At 69.6% G+C, this 15,141-nt stretch carries 10 protein-coding genes; 5 read left to right on the top strand and 5 right to left on the bottom strand.

From position 1 onward, the window contains the following. Positions 1–18: 18 nt before the first annotated feature. The 4 genes from rph to KBX63_RS06195 all read right to left on the bottom strand — a co-directional run bounded on the left by rph (position 19) and on the right by KBX63_RS06195 (position 5,809). Positions 19–2,616 (bottom strand): rifamycin-inactivating phosphotransferase, encoded by a 2,598-nt coding sequence (gene rph, locus KBX63_RS06210; RefSeq protein WP_210909146.1) that lies wholly within the window; start codon positions 2,614–2,616, stop codon positions 19–21. A 449-nt stretch (positions 2,617–3,065) separates the two neighbouring features. Next, positions 3,066–3,395, bottom strand: a complete 330-nt coding sequence (locus KBX63_RS06205) for a TraR/DksA C4-type zinc finger protein (protein ID WP_210909143.1) — start codon at positions 3,393–3,395, stop codon at positions 3,066–3,068. Between the two features lie 417 nt (positions 3,396–3,812). Further along, the gene (locus KBX63_RS06200; RefSeq protein WP_210909141.1) at positions 3,813–5,294 is read right to left on the bottom strand and encodes a hypothetical protein; all 1,482 of its coding nucleotides are present in this window, start codon (positions 5,292–5,294) and stop codon (positions 3,813–3,815) included. Beyond that, a complete protein-coding gene (locus tag KBX63_RS06195; RefSeq protein WP_307871633.1) occupies positions 5,291–5,809 on the bottom strand; it encodes a SigE family RNA polymerase sigma factor in 519 nt (172 codons plus the stop codon). The genes KBX63_RS06200 and KBX63_RS06195 overlap by 4 nt, the downstream gene beginning before the upstream one ends. Before the next feature lie 643 nt (positions 5,810–6,452). Between KBX63_RS06195 and KBX63_RS06190 the strand changes: the two genes are divergently transcribed. Then, entirely contained in the window at positions 6,453–7,082 is a 630-nt protein-coding gene (locus KBX63_RS06190) for a TetR/AcrR family transcriptional regulator (RefSeq protein WP_210909139.1), read from the top strand. 338 nt (positions 7,083–7,420) lie between these two features. Here KBX63_RS06190 and glnA read toward each other — a convergent pair whose 3' ends face one another. Next, a complete protein-coding gene (glnA, locus tag KBX63_RS06185) occupies positions 7,421–8,845 on the bottom strand; it encodes a type I glutamate--ammonia ligase (protein WP_210909135.1) in 1,425 nt (474 codons plus the stop codon). Between the two features lie 257 nt (positions 8,846–9,102). Here glnA and KBX63_RS06180 point away from each other — a divergent pair, with 257 nt between their 5' ends. The 4 genes from KBX63_RS06180 (at position 9,103) to KBX63_RS06165 (ending at position 15,118) form a co-directional block, all read left to right on the top strand. Continuing rightward, a complete protein-coding gene (locus KBX63_RS06180) occupies positions 9,103–10,293 on the top strand; it encodes an MFS transporter (protein WP_210909134.1) in 1,191 nt (396 codons plus the stop codon). Between the two features lie 191 nt (positions 10,294–10,484). Continuing rightward, complete coding sequence (locus tag KBX63_RS06175; RefSeq protein ID WP_210909132.1) at positions 10,485–11,114, top strand: VOC family protein; 630 nt, start codon at positions 10,485–10,487, stop codon at positions 11,112–11,114. A gap of 176 nt (positions 11,115–11,290) precedes the next feature. Continuing rightward, positions 11,291–12,220: an RNA polymerase sigma-70 factor gene (locus KBX63_RS06170; protein WP_210909124.1), complete on the top strand. Its 930-nt coding sequence runs from the start codon at positions 11,291–11,293 to the stop codon at positions 12,218–12,220. An 84-nt stretch (positions 12,221–12,304) separates the two neighbouring features. Continuing rightward, complete coding sequence (locus KBX63_RS06165) at positions 12,305–15,118, top strand: BTAD domain-containing putative transcriptional regulator (protein WP_210909122.1); 2,814 nt, start codon at positions 12,305–12,307, stop codon at positions 15,116–15,118. The last annotated feature ends 23 nt before the right edge of the window (positions 15,119–15,141 follow it).

Here is a 15,141-nt window from a genome sequence, read left to right as displayed (position 1 = left end):
TCCTCGGTCGGTCGTCGGTCAAGGCAGGATCTGCACGTACCCGTCGGCCCCGTGCACGCGAATCCGCTGCCCGTCCCGGATCAGTTTGGTCGCATGCTCCACACCGACGACGGCGGGCAGGCCGTACTCCCGGGCGACCACCGCCCCGTGGGTCATGAGGCCGCCCACCTCCGTCACCAACCCCTCGATCGCGACGAACAGGGGTGACCAGCTCGGATCGGTGTAGGCGGTGACCAGGATGTCGCCTGGTTCGAGATCGGCCTCGGCCATGTCCAGGATGACGCGAGCTCGCCCCTCGACGATCCCGTTGGAAACCGGGAGGCCGACCAGCGCACCGGTCGGCACATCGTCGCGTCGGTACGCCCCGGCGATGCCCTCACCTTCCGACGTGAGCACCCGGGGCGGTGTGAGCGATTGATACGACCTGAACGCGTCCTTCCGCCGGTGGATGAGCTGTTCATCGGCCTGGTTCGTGCGCACGACGTCGTGAAGTTCCTGGAACGTGAGGTAGAAGATGTCTTCCTTCTCACGAAGCACGTTGGCCTGCACGAGGCGCTCGGCCTCTTCCAGCAGTGCCTGCTTGTAGACGAAGTAGCGGCTGACAATGGCGTACTTCGGGTACTCCCGATAGCCGATGAAGGTTCGGACTCGGTCGATCATCCGCTTGGCTTGTTCGGCTTTCCGCTCCCCGTCCGGCAGGGCCCGCAGCTGCTCCAGGACGTCTCGTTCCTTCTTCTCCGCCTCCTGGCGTCCTTGCTCGAAGCGCCGATTGCGAGCGCCCGGCTCGAAGTTCCTGATGTTGTCGAGGATGACGGGCACGAGAGTGGTGGGGCGTTCGCTCCAGCGCGGCCTCGTGATGTCGATCTCGCCGACGCAGCGCACGCCGTACCGGTCGAGGTAGGCCTCGATGGCGTCGCGCGCTTCGGCCCCGCCCGCGAGCTTCGGCAGCTCGTCAAGGAAGCCGTCGTCCTCGACGCCCTGCAGGAAGGCCACCACCTCCGGATGCGGGCGGATGACGTCGGCGACGTCCAGGAGCGCCAGCCCCATCTCCGACGTGACGTTGTTGGGCGCGGACAACGTGAGCGTGTCGGCCGCGTTCTTCTCGCCAAGCCAGGCCTGCAGCTGCTCGTTGAGCCACCAGGTGGCCTCCATCCCCGCCATGATCGCCTGCATGCTCTGCGGATCGCCCAGGAGCCGCTTGTGCTCCTGGAAGGCCTCCAGCAGGAAGTCGAACAGCGCCGGTCCGGTCTTCGTCCGGATGTCGCGCCGCAGGGCGGCGATGGAAGCTCGGCTGCGCTCGATCAGCTCCGTGACGATGGCCGGATCGGTCTCGATCGGGGCGGACGCCCCGCTGACCGGCGGCGTGCCGGGGCCAGCCCCCGGAAGCGTCGGGACGAAGTCGGCGCGGTCGAGGACGGTCTCCAGCGCGTCCCTGATCAGCGGATCGCCCCTCCCCACCAACTCCAGGAGGCCGGCGCGGCTCGCGGGCGAGGCCAGGCGCTGGGTGACGTCGACGAACAGCCTCCCGCCGGCCTCGTGCATCGGCGCCATGGCCGTCAGCTGCCACATGGAGAAGCCCAGTGGCTTCATGGGGTCGGTCATCATCTGCTGATGACCAACGGAGACGTAGACGTGGTTCTCCCGGTCGCCGGCCGCGGGGATGGGGAACAGCGTGGTGATCGGTCGGCTCTGGACGATGTGGAAGTCATCGTCGACCAGGCACCATTCGATGTCCTGGGGGTGGCCGAAGTGTGCTTCGATCCGCCGCCCGAGCTGCACGAGCCGCACAACCTGTGCATCCGTCAGCGCCGGCTGCTCCTGCCGCTCCGAATCGATCGCCTGTTCCTTCGTCCCGCCGGTCGGCAGGGCGTGGATGGCAAGCCGCTTGGTGGCCACCGCCTTGTCGACGATCTCACCGTCCCGCACCTTGTAGGCGTCCGCGTTCACCAGCCCGGAGACCAGAGCTTCGCCGAGACCGAAGCTGGCCTCCACGGAGGCGACCTTCCGGTTGCCTGTGACGGGGTCGGCCGTGAACAGGACGCCGGCCGCCTGCGGGAAGGCCATCTTCTGCACGACAACGGCCATGTGGACCGTGCGGTGGTCGATGCCGTTCCGCTGACGGTAGGTCACGGCCCGCTCGGTGAAGAGTGAGGCCCAGCACCGGCTGACGTGCTGAAGGATCGCTGCCAGCCCCATGACGTTCAGGTACGTGTCCTGCTGGCCTGCGAAGGAGGCCGTCGGCAGGTCCTCTGCAGTCGCGCTGGATCGGACGGCGTAGGCACCTCGCTCGCCGAGCTGCGTGAGAGCCCGGGTGATCGCCGCCGCCGGATCGTCGGGGAGGACGATCCCTTCGATGGCCTGGCGGATCTCCGCACTGAGCGTGCGGATCGCCTCCCGGTCCTTCGGCTTCAGGCGCGACAGTTGATCGAGCTGATCGTGAATCGTGGGCGCTTCGGCCATGATCCGCCGGAAGGCGTTCGTCGTCACGCAAAACCCAGCAGGCACGTGGACGCCGTCGATCCGCGACAGCGCGCCCAGGTGCGCGCCCTTGCCGCCGACGGTCGCGACCTGCGTCTCGTCGACCTCTTGGAGGGCCAGCACGTACTGCTCGATCATCGCGACACCTCCGAGGCGGTCGTCCTCCGCCGCACTCCACGGACCGGGTGGATCACCGGGGTCTCGAGCTCGGTCGAACCCTCTGGGGGCGTCCTCATTGTCCCTTGCCTTTCCCTTTGACTGCCGGCCGGCCGCTTTGCCCAGGTCGACAACAACAGACGCACGTCGTGCCCCATTTCTTCGTCCGTTCCTGGCTCCGGCCGACGATTCTGCGGCAGGACCCGGGTCTTGCGGCAAGCCCCCCGGTGCGATATACGTTTGGGTGGGATCATTCTCCTTATTGTTGTCCGCCGCGGATTGAAGCCGTTCTCGAGAAGCGGTGGCGTGGTGAACTGGCCGGCTCCGCGAGGCCGTCGCGAGGCCGTCGCTGCTCCGCCCGCAGGCGATGCCCAACCCCGTGACGGCGTGTGGCTGCCGTGCCGCCGGCGCGGCGCGGCAGCCACGAGGCGTCACCTGTTGTGCTTCTCCTGGCACGGCACGCAGAAGCGAGCGTGCGGGAGAACCTCAAGCCGCTCGGCCGGGATGTTCTGGCGGCACTTCTCGCAGGCGCCGTAGGTGCCGTCGCTGATCCGGCTCAGCGCACCGGTGATCTGCTCGATGTTGCGGCGGGTGGCCACCAGCAGCGCGGCCTGGTGATGGGCCTCGCTGGGGTCGCCGGTGTCCGCGTTGAGCTCGGTCAGTTCCCGCAGCCGAGCCGTCTGTGTGGCGAAGTCGTCCGCCAGGGACGCTCGCAGATCAGCCAGCCAACTCTGGTCGACAGTACGATGATCGGCGCTCATGGTCTGCCTTTCAAAAGGGACGTGAAAATGAAAAAGGGCCGAAGCCTGAATAGCTTCGCCCTGGCGGTCGTTCTGGGGTGCAACGATTCCGCGGGAGGGCCTCGGCCGGTTCGCGCCGGGCTCGACAGCCTGTGCGTGGGCGCGATGTGCAGCGCGCGGACAACCGGCACCCGCATCCCGGCCATCAGGCGCGCCGCCGTCGCTACGCGGACAGCGCCGGGTGCCGCCACCTCGGTGACGGCAGGCGAGCGGACCGTCACCGGCTGCATGCCTCCACCATAGGTCGATGAATGCCCTAAAGCCAACGCCCGCGGTAAGGCCTCACTCCGATCACGATCTGCCTCATCGAGCGCAACCCCCTGAGTCATCGACAGCAACGGCGGATTCGAATCTCTACAGCGTCTGCTCAGGTGCTGGCTACCACTCGGTGACCAGGGGTTCGTTGAAGATGTGCTCGCCCTGGGCCGGCTCCCGCAGGGGTGCTGATGCCAGGACCGTGCCGTCGCCGGCCAGGGCGCGCAGGGTGACTTTCGCGCCGACGGCGATCGTGAGTACGGCCGCACCACTTCGGACGTCCGCGCTGGCCCGTGCGTCGGCGGGAGCGCCGTCGGTGACCGCGTCGACGCGTGCCGCTGCGGGTGGTGGAACGACCAGCAGTTGGTCCGTCAGTACGCCGCGCCCGCCGGAGACAGCTGGTACCCGGACCGCGGCCAACGTCGCCGAGGTGGTGACCGCCGTTGCGACCAGCGAGCCTTCGGCGCTGCTGGCGGCAGTTTCCTCGCCGTCGTTCGACGTGGTGTCACCGGGCTTCGCGAGTGCCAGCACGCTTCCCTGAGCGCCCACGTGCAGCAGCAGAGGGCCGGTGCCTGAGGCCGGGCCGATGACGGCTGCCTCCGGTTGGCCGTTGCTGTCCAATCGCCCGGACCAGCGGACAACTGGATCCGGGGCGGATGGCAAGCCGCTCATGTCCATCAGGTTGCGGTACGAGACGCCACCCCACCGCTCGGCCCGCCAGGCGTCCATTCTCCTGGAGGTGTCCCCGCCAGGCAGGGCATCAGCGAGCTCGGTTGGCTGGTAACGGCCGCCCTCGCCACGGATGACAACGCCGCTGTGGCCCACCGGCCCCTCCACGCGGACCTGCCCTTCACACTCCACCCGCCACCAGCCGCGAACCTGCGACGCGTCCAGAAGGACGTAATCCCCCGTCGGCGACGATTCCCACTGCCGCCGTGGTACTCCGTCCGCGCCCACCACGGCCGCATCCGCTACGGACACGACGCAGCCGGCCGGAGCGAGACCCAAGAGCCCCACATCCTCCGGCCCACGAGGGTCGTACGAGGCATCGAGCACGCTGAACGGCTTCATCCGTACGTTGACGGAGCCGTTGTAGATGCGGACTGACTGCTGAGGCTGGGTGCCGACGGGAACCTTCAGTTCAACCAGGGCGGCGGAGCGGTCGGAATGGTAAGCGGCAACCAGTTGCCGGAACCCGGCCGATTCGTCGGCGTAGAGCACCTTCACCTCCGGCAGCGATTCGGACATCCGCAGATCGGCCCGGTCGCGGTCGAACAGCCTGGTCAACTCGTCGATCAGCTTCTGATCTCCGGCCAGGCTCCCCCGTGTCGGTGAGTTGATCAGCCGCCACTCCCAGTCTGAGGTCACCGCATAGCCATCGAGCACCCGACCGTCCTCCCGATCCTGGCCGCCGGAACCGGCACCGAGGGCGACCGGGCCGAGCAGCACCGTGGCCAGCAGGCCAGACACCGCCGCGACCAGGCCGGCGAGCCGGTGACGCTTCCGCCGTCGCGCGTGACGCAGCAACCGTCCGTACGGGTCCTCATCCGGCACCACCGGCTCCGCGATCCGTGCCAGACCGGCACGCAGCTCGTCCACGCTCATGCCCGTTCCCCCATCAACTCACCACGGACCGCCGGCCCAGCAACCGGCGCCGGCCGGAGCACCTCGCGCATCCGAGCCAGACCGCGCGCCGCCTGACTCTTGACCGTCCCGACAGAACATCCCATCGTCGTTGCGACCTCAGCCTCGGAAAGGTCCTCCCAATACCGCAGTACCAGCACCGCCCGCATCCGTACGGGCAGCCGGTCCAGGGCCGTCAGCAGTTCGTCTCGGACGACCACCGCCTCGGTGGAATCCGGGCGGGACCGGTCCGGCACAGCAGCGGTGAGCAGCTCACGCAACCCGAGCCGCCGCCATCGGCTGGTCCGCTCGTTGACCATCACTCGCCGCACGTACGCCATCGGCTCATCGACTGTGCGCCAGTACCGCATCGCCTTGAGCAAGGCATCGTGCACCAGGTCCTGCGCCGTGTCCCGACTACCGGTCAACAGGTACGCCGTTCGTAGCAGATCGCCGTAGCGCACCTCGACGAACTCCCGGAAGTCGGCGTCATCCACACGCCGCCCCTTCACCATGGCCACCCATCCTGCCGCTCCCCTCATCAGCGCTGTCACCCGAGACGACGCGGAAGGAGGGTCAAAGGTTGAGAGGGCGAGCCCTACCGGATGGACCCGGTGGAGAACTGGACTCCGGGCGCCTGATCTGAACCCGGTGTCCGGCGCCCGTACGGACGCAGGGCGAACCGACGCCAGCAGATGATCGACGCGATAGTGCCGGGCCTCCTGTTCCTGATTGGCGTTATACCTGTGAGGCATACTTATGACTCACAGGTATAACCCTTTTGCGGCACATGCCGGCCGGGCAGCGTCACGGGCGGCATGACGATCGCCGTCTCGGCGCGGGCCACCACGAACAGGCTCGGCCTGACGCTCGCTGGGCGCGGCCCGCACCGTCGCAGCGCGCGCAGATCGGCCTGGCGACGGAGACCGTGGAAGCCGCGATGCGTGCTGACACGCACGTGGCGAGAGGTCCGGGGAAGCGGACCGGGAGCTGGCCTCTCCGCAATGACGGAGAGTGCTGTTCAGTCGAGCAAAATCCGGTGTCGCAGCGAACCCAGGGGGCGGCTTGCGCTTGCCGCCTTGCCGGTCGCGCGGAACGACGAATCGGACGACTTACGTCCGCTTATGGTACTCTTTGGGGATGCCTGATCTGGACCCTGCGCAAGGTGTCCGCGCGGACGCCCGACGCAACCGACGCCAGCTGATCGTCGCGACGCGGGAGGCGATCGCCTCCCGCGGGCTCGACGTCTCAGCTCTGGACATCGCGACGGCGGCGGGCGTGGGAGTGGGCACCTTGTACCGGCGCTTCGGCACCAAGGAGGCGCTGCTTGACTCCGTGGTGCTCGGCCTCTACGACGAGCTGTGCGACACCGCGCAGGTCTGTCTGGAACGTCCGGATGCGTGGGACGGCCTGGCGGAGTTCGTGATGGAGTTGGCCGGAGCGCACCGGGACAGCCGCGGCCTGGCCGAGGTCACCGCAGCATGCGAAAGGCCACCGTCGCCCGAGCTCGCACAGCGGACCGCCGCATTGCAGGACGCCGTCGCCCGGCTGACCGAGCGGGCGCGCGCCACAGGTGCGCTACGTGCCGACGTGACCTGGCAGGACATCCTGATCTGCTCGCGCGCGGCGCTGGACACCGACCACTGCCTCGGCGTCGATGCAGGACCCGAGGGGTGGCGTCGAGTCGTGACCATCCTGCTCGACGGGATTCGCGCCCCCGGGCGCACCCCTCTCGAGGGGCCCGCACCGCAGGTCCACGAGGCAGCATGACGAATCCTGCGTGGAGTGGACGTACAACGAGGCGCTGCCGTAGGTGGCGCCGGCCACGTGGCAGGACTCTTCCGCGTTCATGAAGGCACCGGAGAAAGCACCGCGGAACCACTGATGGCGGTGGCGACGACCCAGAGCGCCGCTGTTCCGATGAACCAGCCTGGAGCTTTCCATCGGCCGGTGTACAGGGGCCTGCCCCACAGCCACAGCACGAGCAGGGTGGGCATGGCGACGCAGAGGGACGTCGTGATGAGACCCATGCTTGAGTTGCCGCCATCCCTCGGTTGGTTCACCGGCGGTGCGAGGGAAGCATTGGGGCTGCTCCACGTCCGGTCGGGTCAGCAGTCGAAGTAGAGGGCGAACTCGTGTGGAGTCGGGCGCAGCACCATGGGTTGGACCTCATCGGTGCGCTTCCAGCTGATCCAGGTGGAGATCAGGTCAGGGGTGAAGACACCGCCGTCGAGCAGGTAGTCGTGATCGTGGGCGAGGGAGTCCAACGCATGTGCGAGGGCGCCGGGGACCTGCTTGACGTCGCCCCATTCCTCCGGTGGGAGGTCGTAGAGGTCCTTGTCGATCGGGGTGGGTGGTTCGATCTTGCTTTTGATGCCGTCGAGGCCGGCCATCATCATCGCGGAGAAGGCGAGGTAGACGTTGGCCGAGGGGTCGGGGACGCGGAATTCGACGCGCTTGGCCTTCGGGTTCGCGCCGGTGACGGGGATGCGGGTGCAGGCCGAGCGGTTGCGCTGGGAGTAGACCAGGTTGACCGGTGCTTCGAAGCCGGGCACGAGGCGGCGGTAGGAGTTGATGGTCGGGTTGGTGAAGGCCAGCAGTGAGGGGGCGTGGTGCAGCAGGCCGCCGATGTACCAGCGGGCGGTGTCGGACAGGCCGGCGTAGCCGGTCTCGTCGTAGAACAGTGGTTCGCCGTTGAGCCAGAGGCTCTGGTGGGTGTGCATGCCGGAGCCGTTGTCGCCGAACAGCGGTTTGGGCATGAAGGTGGCGGTTTTGCCGTTGGCCCAGGCTTCGTTCTTGACGATGTACTTGAAGAGTTGGAGTTGGTCGGCGGCGTGCAGGAGGGTGGAGAAGCGGTAGTTGATCTCCGATTGGCCGGCGGTGCCGACTTCGTGGTGTGAGCGTTCGACGGTGAAGCCGGAGTCGACGAGGCGGCGCACGATCGAGTCGCGTAGGTCGGCGTAGTGGTCGACCGGGGGCACCGGGAAGTAGCCGCCCTTGTACGCGGTCTTGTAGCCGCGGTTGCCGCCCGGCTCCTCGCGGCCGCTGTTCCAGGCGCCCTCGATGGAGTCGATGTAGTAGAACGACTGGTGCGCGGAGGTTTCGTGGCGGATGGAGTCGAAGATGTAGAACTCGGCTTCGGCGCCGAAGTAGGGGGTGTCGGCGATGCCGCTGGCCGCGAGGTACGCCTCGGCTTTCTTGGCGACGTTGCGGGGGTCGCGGGTGTAGGCCTCGCGGGTGAACGGGTCGTGGATGAAGAAGTTCAACGCGAGGGTCTTCTGCGCCCGGAACGGGTCGATGAAGGCGGTGGCGACGTCCGGGAGCAGGAGCATGTCCGACTCGTGGATCGCCTGGAAACCGCGGATCGATGAGCCGTCGAACGCGAGGCCGTCGGTGAACAGATCGTCGTTGACGGACTCGACCGGCAGGTTGAAGTGCTGCATCACGCCGGGCAGGTCACAGAAACGAACGTCGACGAACTTCACGTCCTCGTTCTTGAGGTATCGCAGCAGTTCCTCGGGATTGGCGAACACACGTCCTCCCGGAAGGCGTAGTCCGATCACGGGCCAGGCCGACGGCCGTACCGGACTTGGTCGGTGCACCCATGCTCCGACCGTACGACGACTCGTGGGACCACCGTCGCCCATCCGCCCATCCGCCCATCCGCACGGCCACACCGGCGGGTGAAAGAGCGTGCATGCGGCGGAGCACACCGGGTACGCCGCTGCGGCCCTACAGCCAGCGGGGTGTCCAGGTCTGACCGCTTCCAGCGCAGCCGAGGAGCACCGACATGAGTACCGCGGGGCGGGCGCGACTCTCACCGAGGGCGTCCCTGTTGCTGCTCGCGTCGATTCTCGTGTCGTTCCTGGCCGCGTCGGCGGCTCCGACCCCGCTCTACGGCATCTACCAGGAGCGCTGGCACTTCTCGCCGGTCACGACCACCGTGGTGTTCGCCGTCTACGCGCTGGCGGTGCTGGCGTCGCTGCTCACGTTCGGCAAGCTGTCCGATCATGTCGGTCGCCGACCGGTCCTCGCCGTCGCGATCGTGGTGCAGATGGTCTCGCTGGTCGTCTTCGTCTTCGCCAACGGCGTACCCACGCTGCTGGCCGCCCGGCTCGTGCAGGGGCTCGCGGCCGGCGCCGCCACCGGCGCCGTCGGTGCCGCCATGCTCGACATCGACCGCGCCCGCGGCACGCTCGCGAACTCGATCGCCCCTGGTATCGGAACCGGTAGCGGTGCCCTGCTCTCGGCGCTGCTCATCCAGTTCCTGCCCGCGCCGACGCGGCTGGTGTACGTCGTCCTTCTCGTGATCCTGCTGATCCAGGCCGTCGCGGTCGCGCTGATGCCGGAGACGGTCACGCGGATGCCGGGAGCGCGACGCAGCCTACGGCCCGACATCAAGCTGCCCCACTCCGTGCGCCAACCGGTACTGGTCGTCGTTCCGGTGCTGTTCGCGGTCTGGGCGCTGGCCGGCTTCTTCGGGGCGCTCGGCCCGGCGCTCGTGCGCGCCCTCATGAACACGTCGATCGTGGTTGGCGGTCTGGTCCTCTTCGTCTTCGCCCTCTTCGGGTCGATCGCCGTCCTGGTGCTGCGGAACACCGCCGCGCGGACCGTGATCCTGACCGGGATCGCCGCCCTCATCCTGGGCATGGTCGTCACGTTGGTGTCGGTCATGGCCGAGTCCGTCCCCGGCTTCTTCGTCGGACTCGCGCTCGGGGGCGTCGGCTTCGGTGGCGGTTTCCAGGGCAGCCTCAAGATGATCATGCCGCTGGTCGAGGCGCACGAACGCGCCAGCGTGCTGTCCCTGCTCTACGTCGTCTGCTACGTCGGCTTCGGCCTCCCCACCGTGATCGCCGGCTTCCTCGTGGTCTACGGCGGCGGCGTGCCCCGGACCGCCGACGAGTACTCCGTCGCCGTCATCCTCCTGGCCCTCGTCGCCCTTTTCGGGGTGCGCCGGGCGACGAGGATGTCCCCCGGCTGATGCCGGGAACGAGGCACCCGGGCGCAACGCAGGCAGTAGCGTGGTGATCGAGCTGGCGCCGCTCACGGGAGCGGTGGCTCAGGTGCTGATCCGGGGAAGGTTCGGCCGCCGTCGCGGCATGCCGGCCAGGAAATCCCCCATGAGTACGCCGGGCAAGCGCATGGCGCCGCACGCAATCCAGGGAGGCCGCGATGAGCCCGAGGGATGCCCAGAGCGACGCGAGTGGGACGTCGAGCATCGAGAACCTCGACGTGAAGCTCGAGGTGGTCGTCGTCCCGGTGTCGGATGTCGACCGCGCGAAGGAGTTCTACGGGCGCCTCGGGTGGCGGCTCGACCAGACACCGCCTGGCGTGGTCCAGTACACGCCGCACGGCTCCGGGTGCTCGGTGCAGTTCGGCCCGAAGCTCACCTCGGCCGCGCCCGGTTCGGCCACGGCGTACCTGATCGTGTCCGACGTCGAGGCGGCCCGGAACGCCCTGGTCTCTGCCGGTGTCGAGGTGAGCAATGTCTTCCACGCCAGCCCGGACGGCCCGGTCGACGGGCTGGATCCCGAGCGACGCAGCTACTTCTCGCGCGCCACGTTCCGCGACCCGGACGGCAACACCTGGTTGATGCAGGAGATCACGACCAGGCTTCCCGGGCGCATCGAGGGGGGCGTGACGTCGTTCGGCTCCGCGAGCGACCTGGCGATCGCACTCCGGCGCGCGGCCGCCGCCCACGGCAAGCACGAGGAGCGCACCGGCGAGAGGGACGAGAACTGGCCCGACTGGTACGCGACGTACATGGCGAGCGAGCAGACCGGGGCGAAGCCGCCCGAGTGAGCCGTGACGACGCGAGGCGTCGGGTCGGTTCGGTCATCTGGTGAAGGACCGGAGATGCGTGAGCCCCTGTGACACCTCGGCCCCGGTGACGGCCGTCACGAACGCGTGGTGTCACAGGAGGTGCCGGGGCGGCGTCTCGTGAGGGACAGTCGGGACCGAAAGCGACAGGAGCGGCCATGGCGAGCACAGTTCCGGACGCCGGGAGCGCAGCCACGCGGGAGAATCGCCGGCTGGATCCCACTACCGACGCATTCGTCACCCACCGCAACCTGCTTTTCACCGTCGCATACGAGATGCTCGGCTCTGCCGCCGACGCCGAGGACGTCCTCCAGGAGACCTGGCTGCGGTGGGCGGACGTCGATCTCGACGCGGTGCGGGACCAGCGCGCGTACCTGGTCCGGATCGCCACCCGCCAGTCACTCAGCCGGCTGCGTACGCTCGGCCGCCGCAAGGAGTCCTACGTCGGCTCCTGGCTCCCCGAGCCCCTGCTGACCACGCCCGACGTCGCCGAGGACATCGAGCTGGCCGAGAGCGTCTCGATGGCCATGCTGCTGGTGTTGGAGACGCTCGCTCCGACCGAGCGGGCGGTGTTCGTACTGCGCGAGGTGTTCGATCTCCCGTACGACGAGATCGCCGAAGCCGTCGACAAGAGCCCGGCCGCGGTCCGCCAGATAGCCCACCGGGCACGAGCACACGTGGCCGCGCGCCGGCCGCGCGGGGTGGTTTCTCCGGCCGAGACCAAGGGTGCGCTCGAGGCGTTCCAGCGGGCGGTCGAGACCGGTGACGTGCAGGGCCTGCTCGACATCCTCGCGCCGGACGTCGTGCTCCTGGGTGACGGTGGCGGAGTCAAACAGGCCGTGCTGCGGCCCATCGCCGGAGCCGGCAAGGTGGCGCGGCTGATGGCCTCCAAGAAGGCCAGGATCGCCACCGCGTCGCTGCAACCCGCCCAGGTCAACGGCTACCCTGCGCTGGTCCTGCGGCTCGACGGCGAGATCGACACGGTCATCGCGCTGCGCGTCGACGACGGCCTCATCACCGGGCTCTACGCCGTACGCATTCCCGAGAAGCTGTCGCACATGCAGGCTGAGACCGCCCTGCGTCGCTGAGTCCGCGGCCCTCGAAACGAGCACCAGCGTCCCTGCCCGCGGCCGCAAAGTCCGGGTGGCGGTCGGCCGGTTACCGTTGCCGGTGTGCGGGCGGAGGTGGGCGAGACGATCGGTTTCTCGGTGCTCGGCTCGATCAGGGTCGTCCGTGCCGGCGCCGAGCTGCATCTGGGCGCGCGCCAACAGCGCCTGGTGCTCGCGTTGCTGCTGGCCCGGGCCGGTTCACCGGTCTCCCTGGCCGAACTGGTCGACCTGCTCTGGGACGAGGAGGCCCCGCCCAGCGCCGCGAACGTCGTGCACCGCCACGTCGGGGTGCTCCGGCGGCTGCTCGAGCCCGGCCTGCCCAACCGGTCGGCGGGCCGGCACATCCTCCGGGAGCTCTCGGGCTACCGGCTGCGCGCCGACGAGGAGTCCCTTGACCTGCTGAAGTTCCGGTCGTTGAGCCGGCTGGCGGGCCGGAGCCTGCAGGACGGCGACCCGGAGTCGGCGCTGCGGCATTCCCTCGACGGGCTGCGGCTGTGGCGCGGCCGGTGTGCCGCGGGCCTGGAACCGGTCTCCCGCCTGCATCCCGCGTTCCTCGCCGTGGAGGCCGAACGCGCCGAGGCCGTGCGCGAGGCCGCCGACGCCGCCGAGCGCTGCGGCCGGATGGGCGCCGTGCTGGCGCCGTTGCGGCAGGCTGCCGAGCAGCATCCGCTCGACGAGTCGCTGCAGAGCCGGTTGCTGCTGGCGCTCGCCGCCGACGGCCGCCAGGCGGAAGCCGTCGAGATGTACCGGGTGGTGCGCCGCCGGCTCGCCGACGACCTGGGCATCGATCCGGGTGAGGAACTGCGGGAGGCGTACGACCGGCTGCTGCACCAGCGCACCCGGCCGGCGCGTACCGAATCGCAGTCGCCCCTTCCCCGGCCCGCGCAGTTGCCGCCCGACCTGCCCTTCTTCAGCGGCCGGGACGACCTCGTCGCCGAGGCCCGCGCGGCGGTCGCGGGCCCGGGCGGTCCGGTAGTGCTCGCGATCGACGGCATGCCCGGGATCGGCAAGACCGCCCTCGCCGTCCACCTCGCCCACGAGTTCGCCGCCGGCTACCCGGACGGGCAGCTCTATGTGGACCTGCGTGGATACGACGGGCGCGAGCCGGCGATGAGCCCGGCCGAGGCGCTGCGTGGCTTCCTCGGCTCGCTCGGGGTGCCGCAGGAGGGCATTCCCGCTGAGCTGCACGCGCAGGCGGGCATGTACCGCAGCAGCCTCGCCGGCCGGCGTCTGCTGATCGTGCTCGACAACTGTCGGGACGCCGAGCAGATCCGGCACCTGCTGCCGGGCAGCCCCGGCTGTCTGGCGATCGTCACCAGCCGCAGCCGGCTCAGCAGCCTGCTGACCACGGCCGGCGCCCACCCGTTGCCGGTCGGTCTGCCGAGCCTCGACGAGGCCCGTGCGGCGCTCCTGCGACCGCTCGGCGCCGGCCGCGTCACGGAGGACCCGGCCGCGATCGACGCCATCATCGCCAGCTGCGGGCGGCTGCCGCTCGCGCTGGCCGTGGTGGCGGCCCGCGCGGCGAGCCTGCCACGGACGCCACCGGCGCAGATCGCCACCGAGTTGACCCGGGCGCCGGGCAGCCTGGACGGCTTCGACGGCGACGACCCGCAGACCGGCCTGCGTGCCGTCTTTTCCTGGTCCTACCGGGCACTTTCCGCCCCGGCCGCCCGGCTCTTCCGACTGCTGCCGATCCATCCCGGCCCCGACATCTCGATCGCCGGGGCGGCGGGCCTGGCCGGCGTCCCGCTGCGGACCGGGCGTGCGCTGATCGGCGAGCTGAGCCGCGCGCACCTGATCAGCGAGGAACTGCCGGGCCGCTACCGCACCCACGACCTGCTGCTGGCCTACGCCACGGAACTCGGCGAGGAGAACGACAGCCCGGCGGAGCGCGCCGCCGCGGAACTCCGCTGCCTGCGGTTCTACCGGGCCACCTGCTATCAGGCGCACCGACAGCTGCTGACCTCCGAGCACCACCCGATGATCGAGCCAGGGCCGGGCGAGACCCCGTTGCGCTTCGCCGGCCACGGCGAAGCCATACGCTGGTTCAGCGCCGAGCGGCAGGTCCTGATCGCGCTGGTCGGCCGGGCCGCCCGGCAGGGTTGGCACACCGAGGCCTGGCAGCTCGCCCTGGGAATGCAGCATTTCTTCGACCGCACCGGCAGGTGCGCCGACTGGACGGCCACCGGCGAGGTGGCCCTCGATGCCGCGCGGGCGGGCTGCGACCTGGTCGGGCAGGCCCGGATGCACCGCAGCCTGGCCGGCGCGGCTTACTTCCGGCGCGAGCACGAGACCGCGGTCGCGCATCTCGACCAGGCGCTCGATCTGCTCGCCCGGCTCGGCCTGCACGACGAGCTGACCCGGGCCACGATCAACCGGGTGATGATCCTGGCGGCGCAGGGGCGACACGAGGAGGTCGTCCGGACGCTCTCCGCGGTGCTGGGGCCATGGGCGGCCGGAGACGACAAGCTGTTCGCGGACGCCCTGGTGATCCTGGCCGCGAGCAACGCCGAACTGGGCCGGGAGGAAGAGGCCGTGCGCTGCGCCGAGCAGGCGATGGCGCTGTCCCGCCGAGCGCAGTACAACCTGGGGGTCGCCGAGGCGTGGGAGGTGCTCGGCCAGGTGCATTCCGCCCGCGGGGAGCCCGGCAAGGCTGTCGGCTGCTGGCGCGAGGCGGCCGTCGCGTACCAGGAGGCCTCGGCGTCGGCCCCGGCCGCGGAAGTGCTGGCACTGCTCGGTGACGCCCTCGCCGCCACCGGCGACCAGGACGCCGCGATACGGGCGTGGCAGGAGGCGTTGGCTCTGATTCCGTACGCGCAGACCCGGACCGGCCGGCGGCTGGCCGGCCTGCTCGCGGCGGTCACGTCGCGTCCGTGACCGGTTGCGATCGGCGACGGCAC

The organism is Micromonospora sp. U21, from assembly GCF_018070045.1.
In the GTDB taxonomy this organism is placed as follows: domain Bacteria; phylum Actinomycetota; class Actinomycetes; order Mycobacteriales; family Micromonosporaceae; genus Micromonospora.
This window is presented reverse-complemented; position numbering and strand designations above follow the sequence as displayed.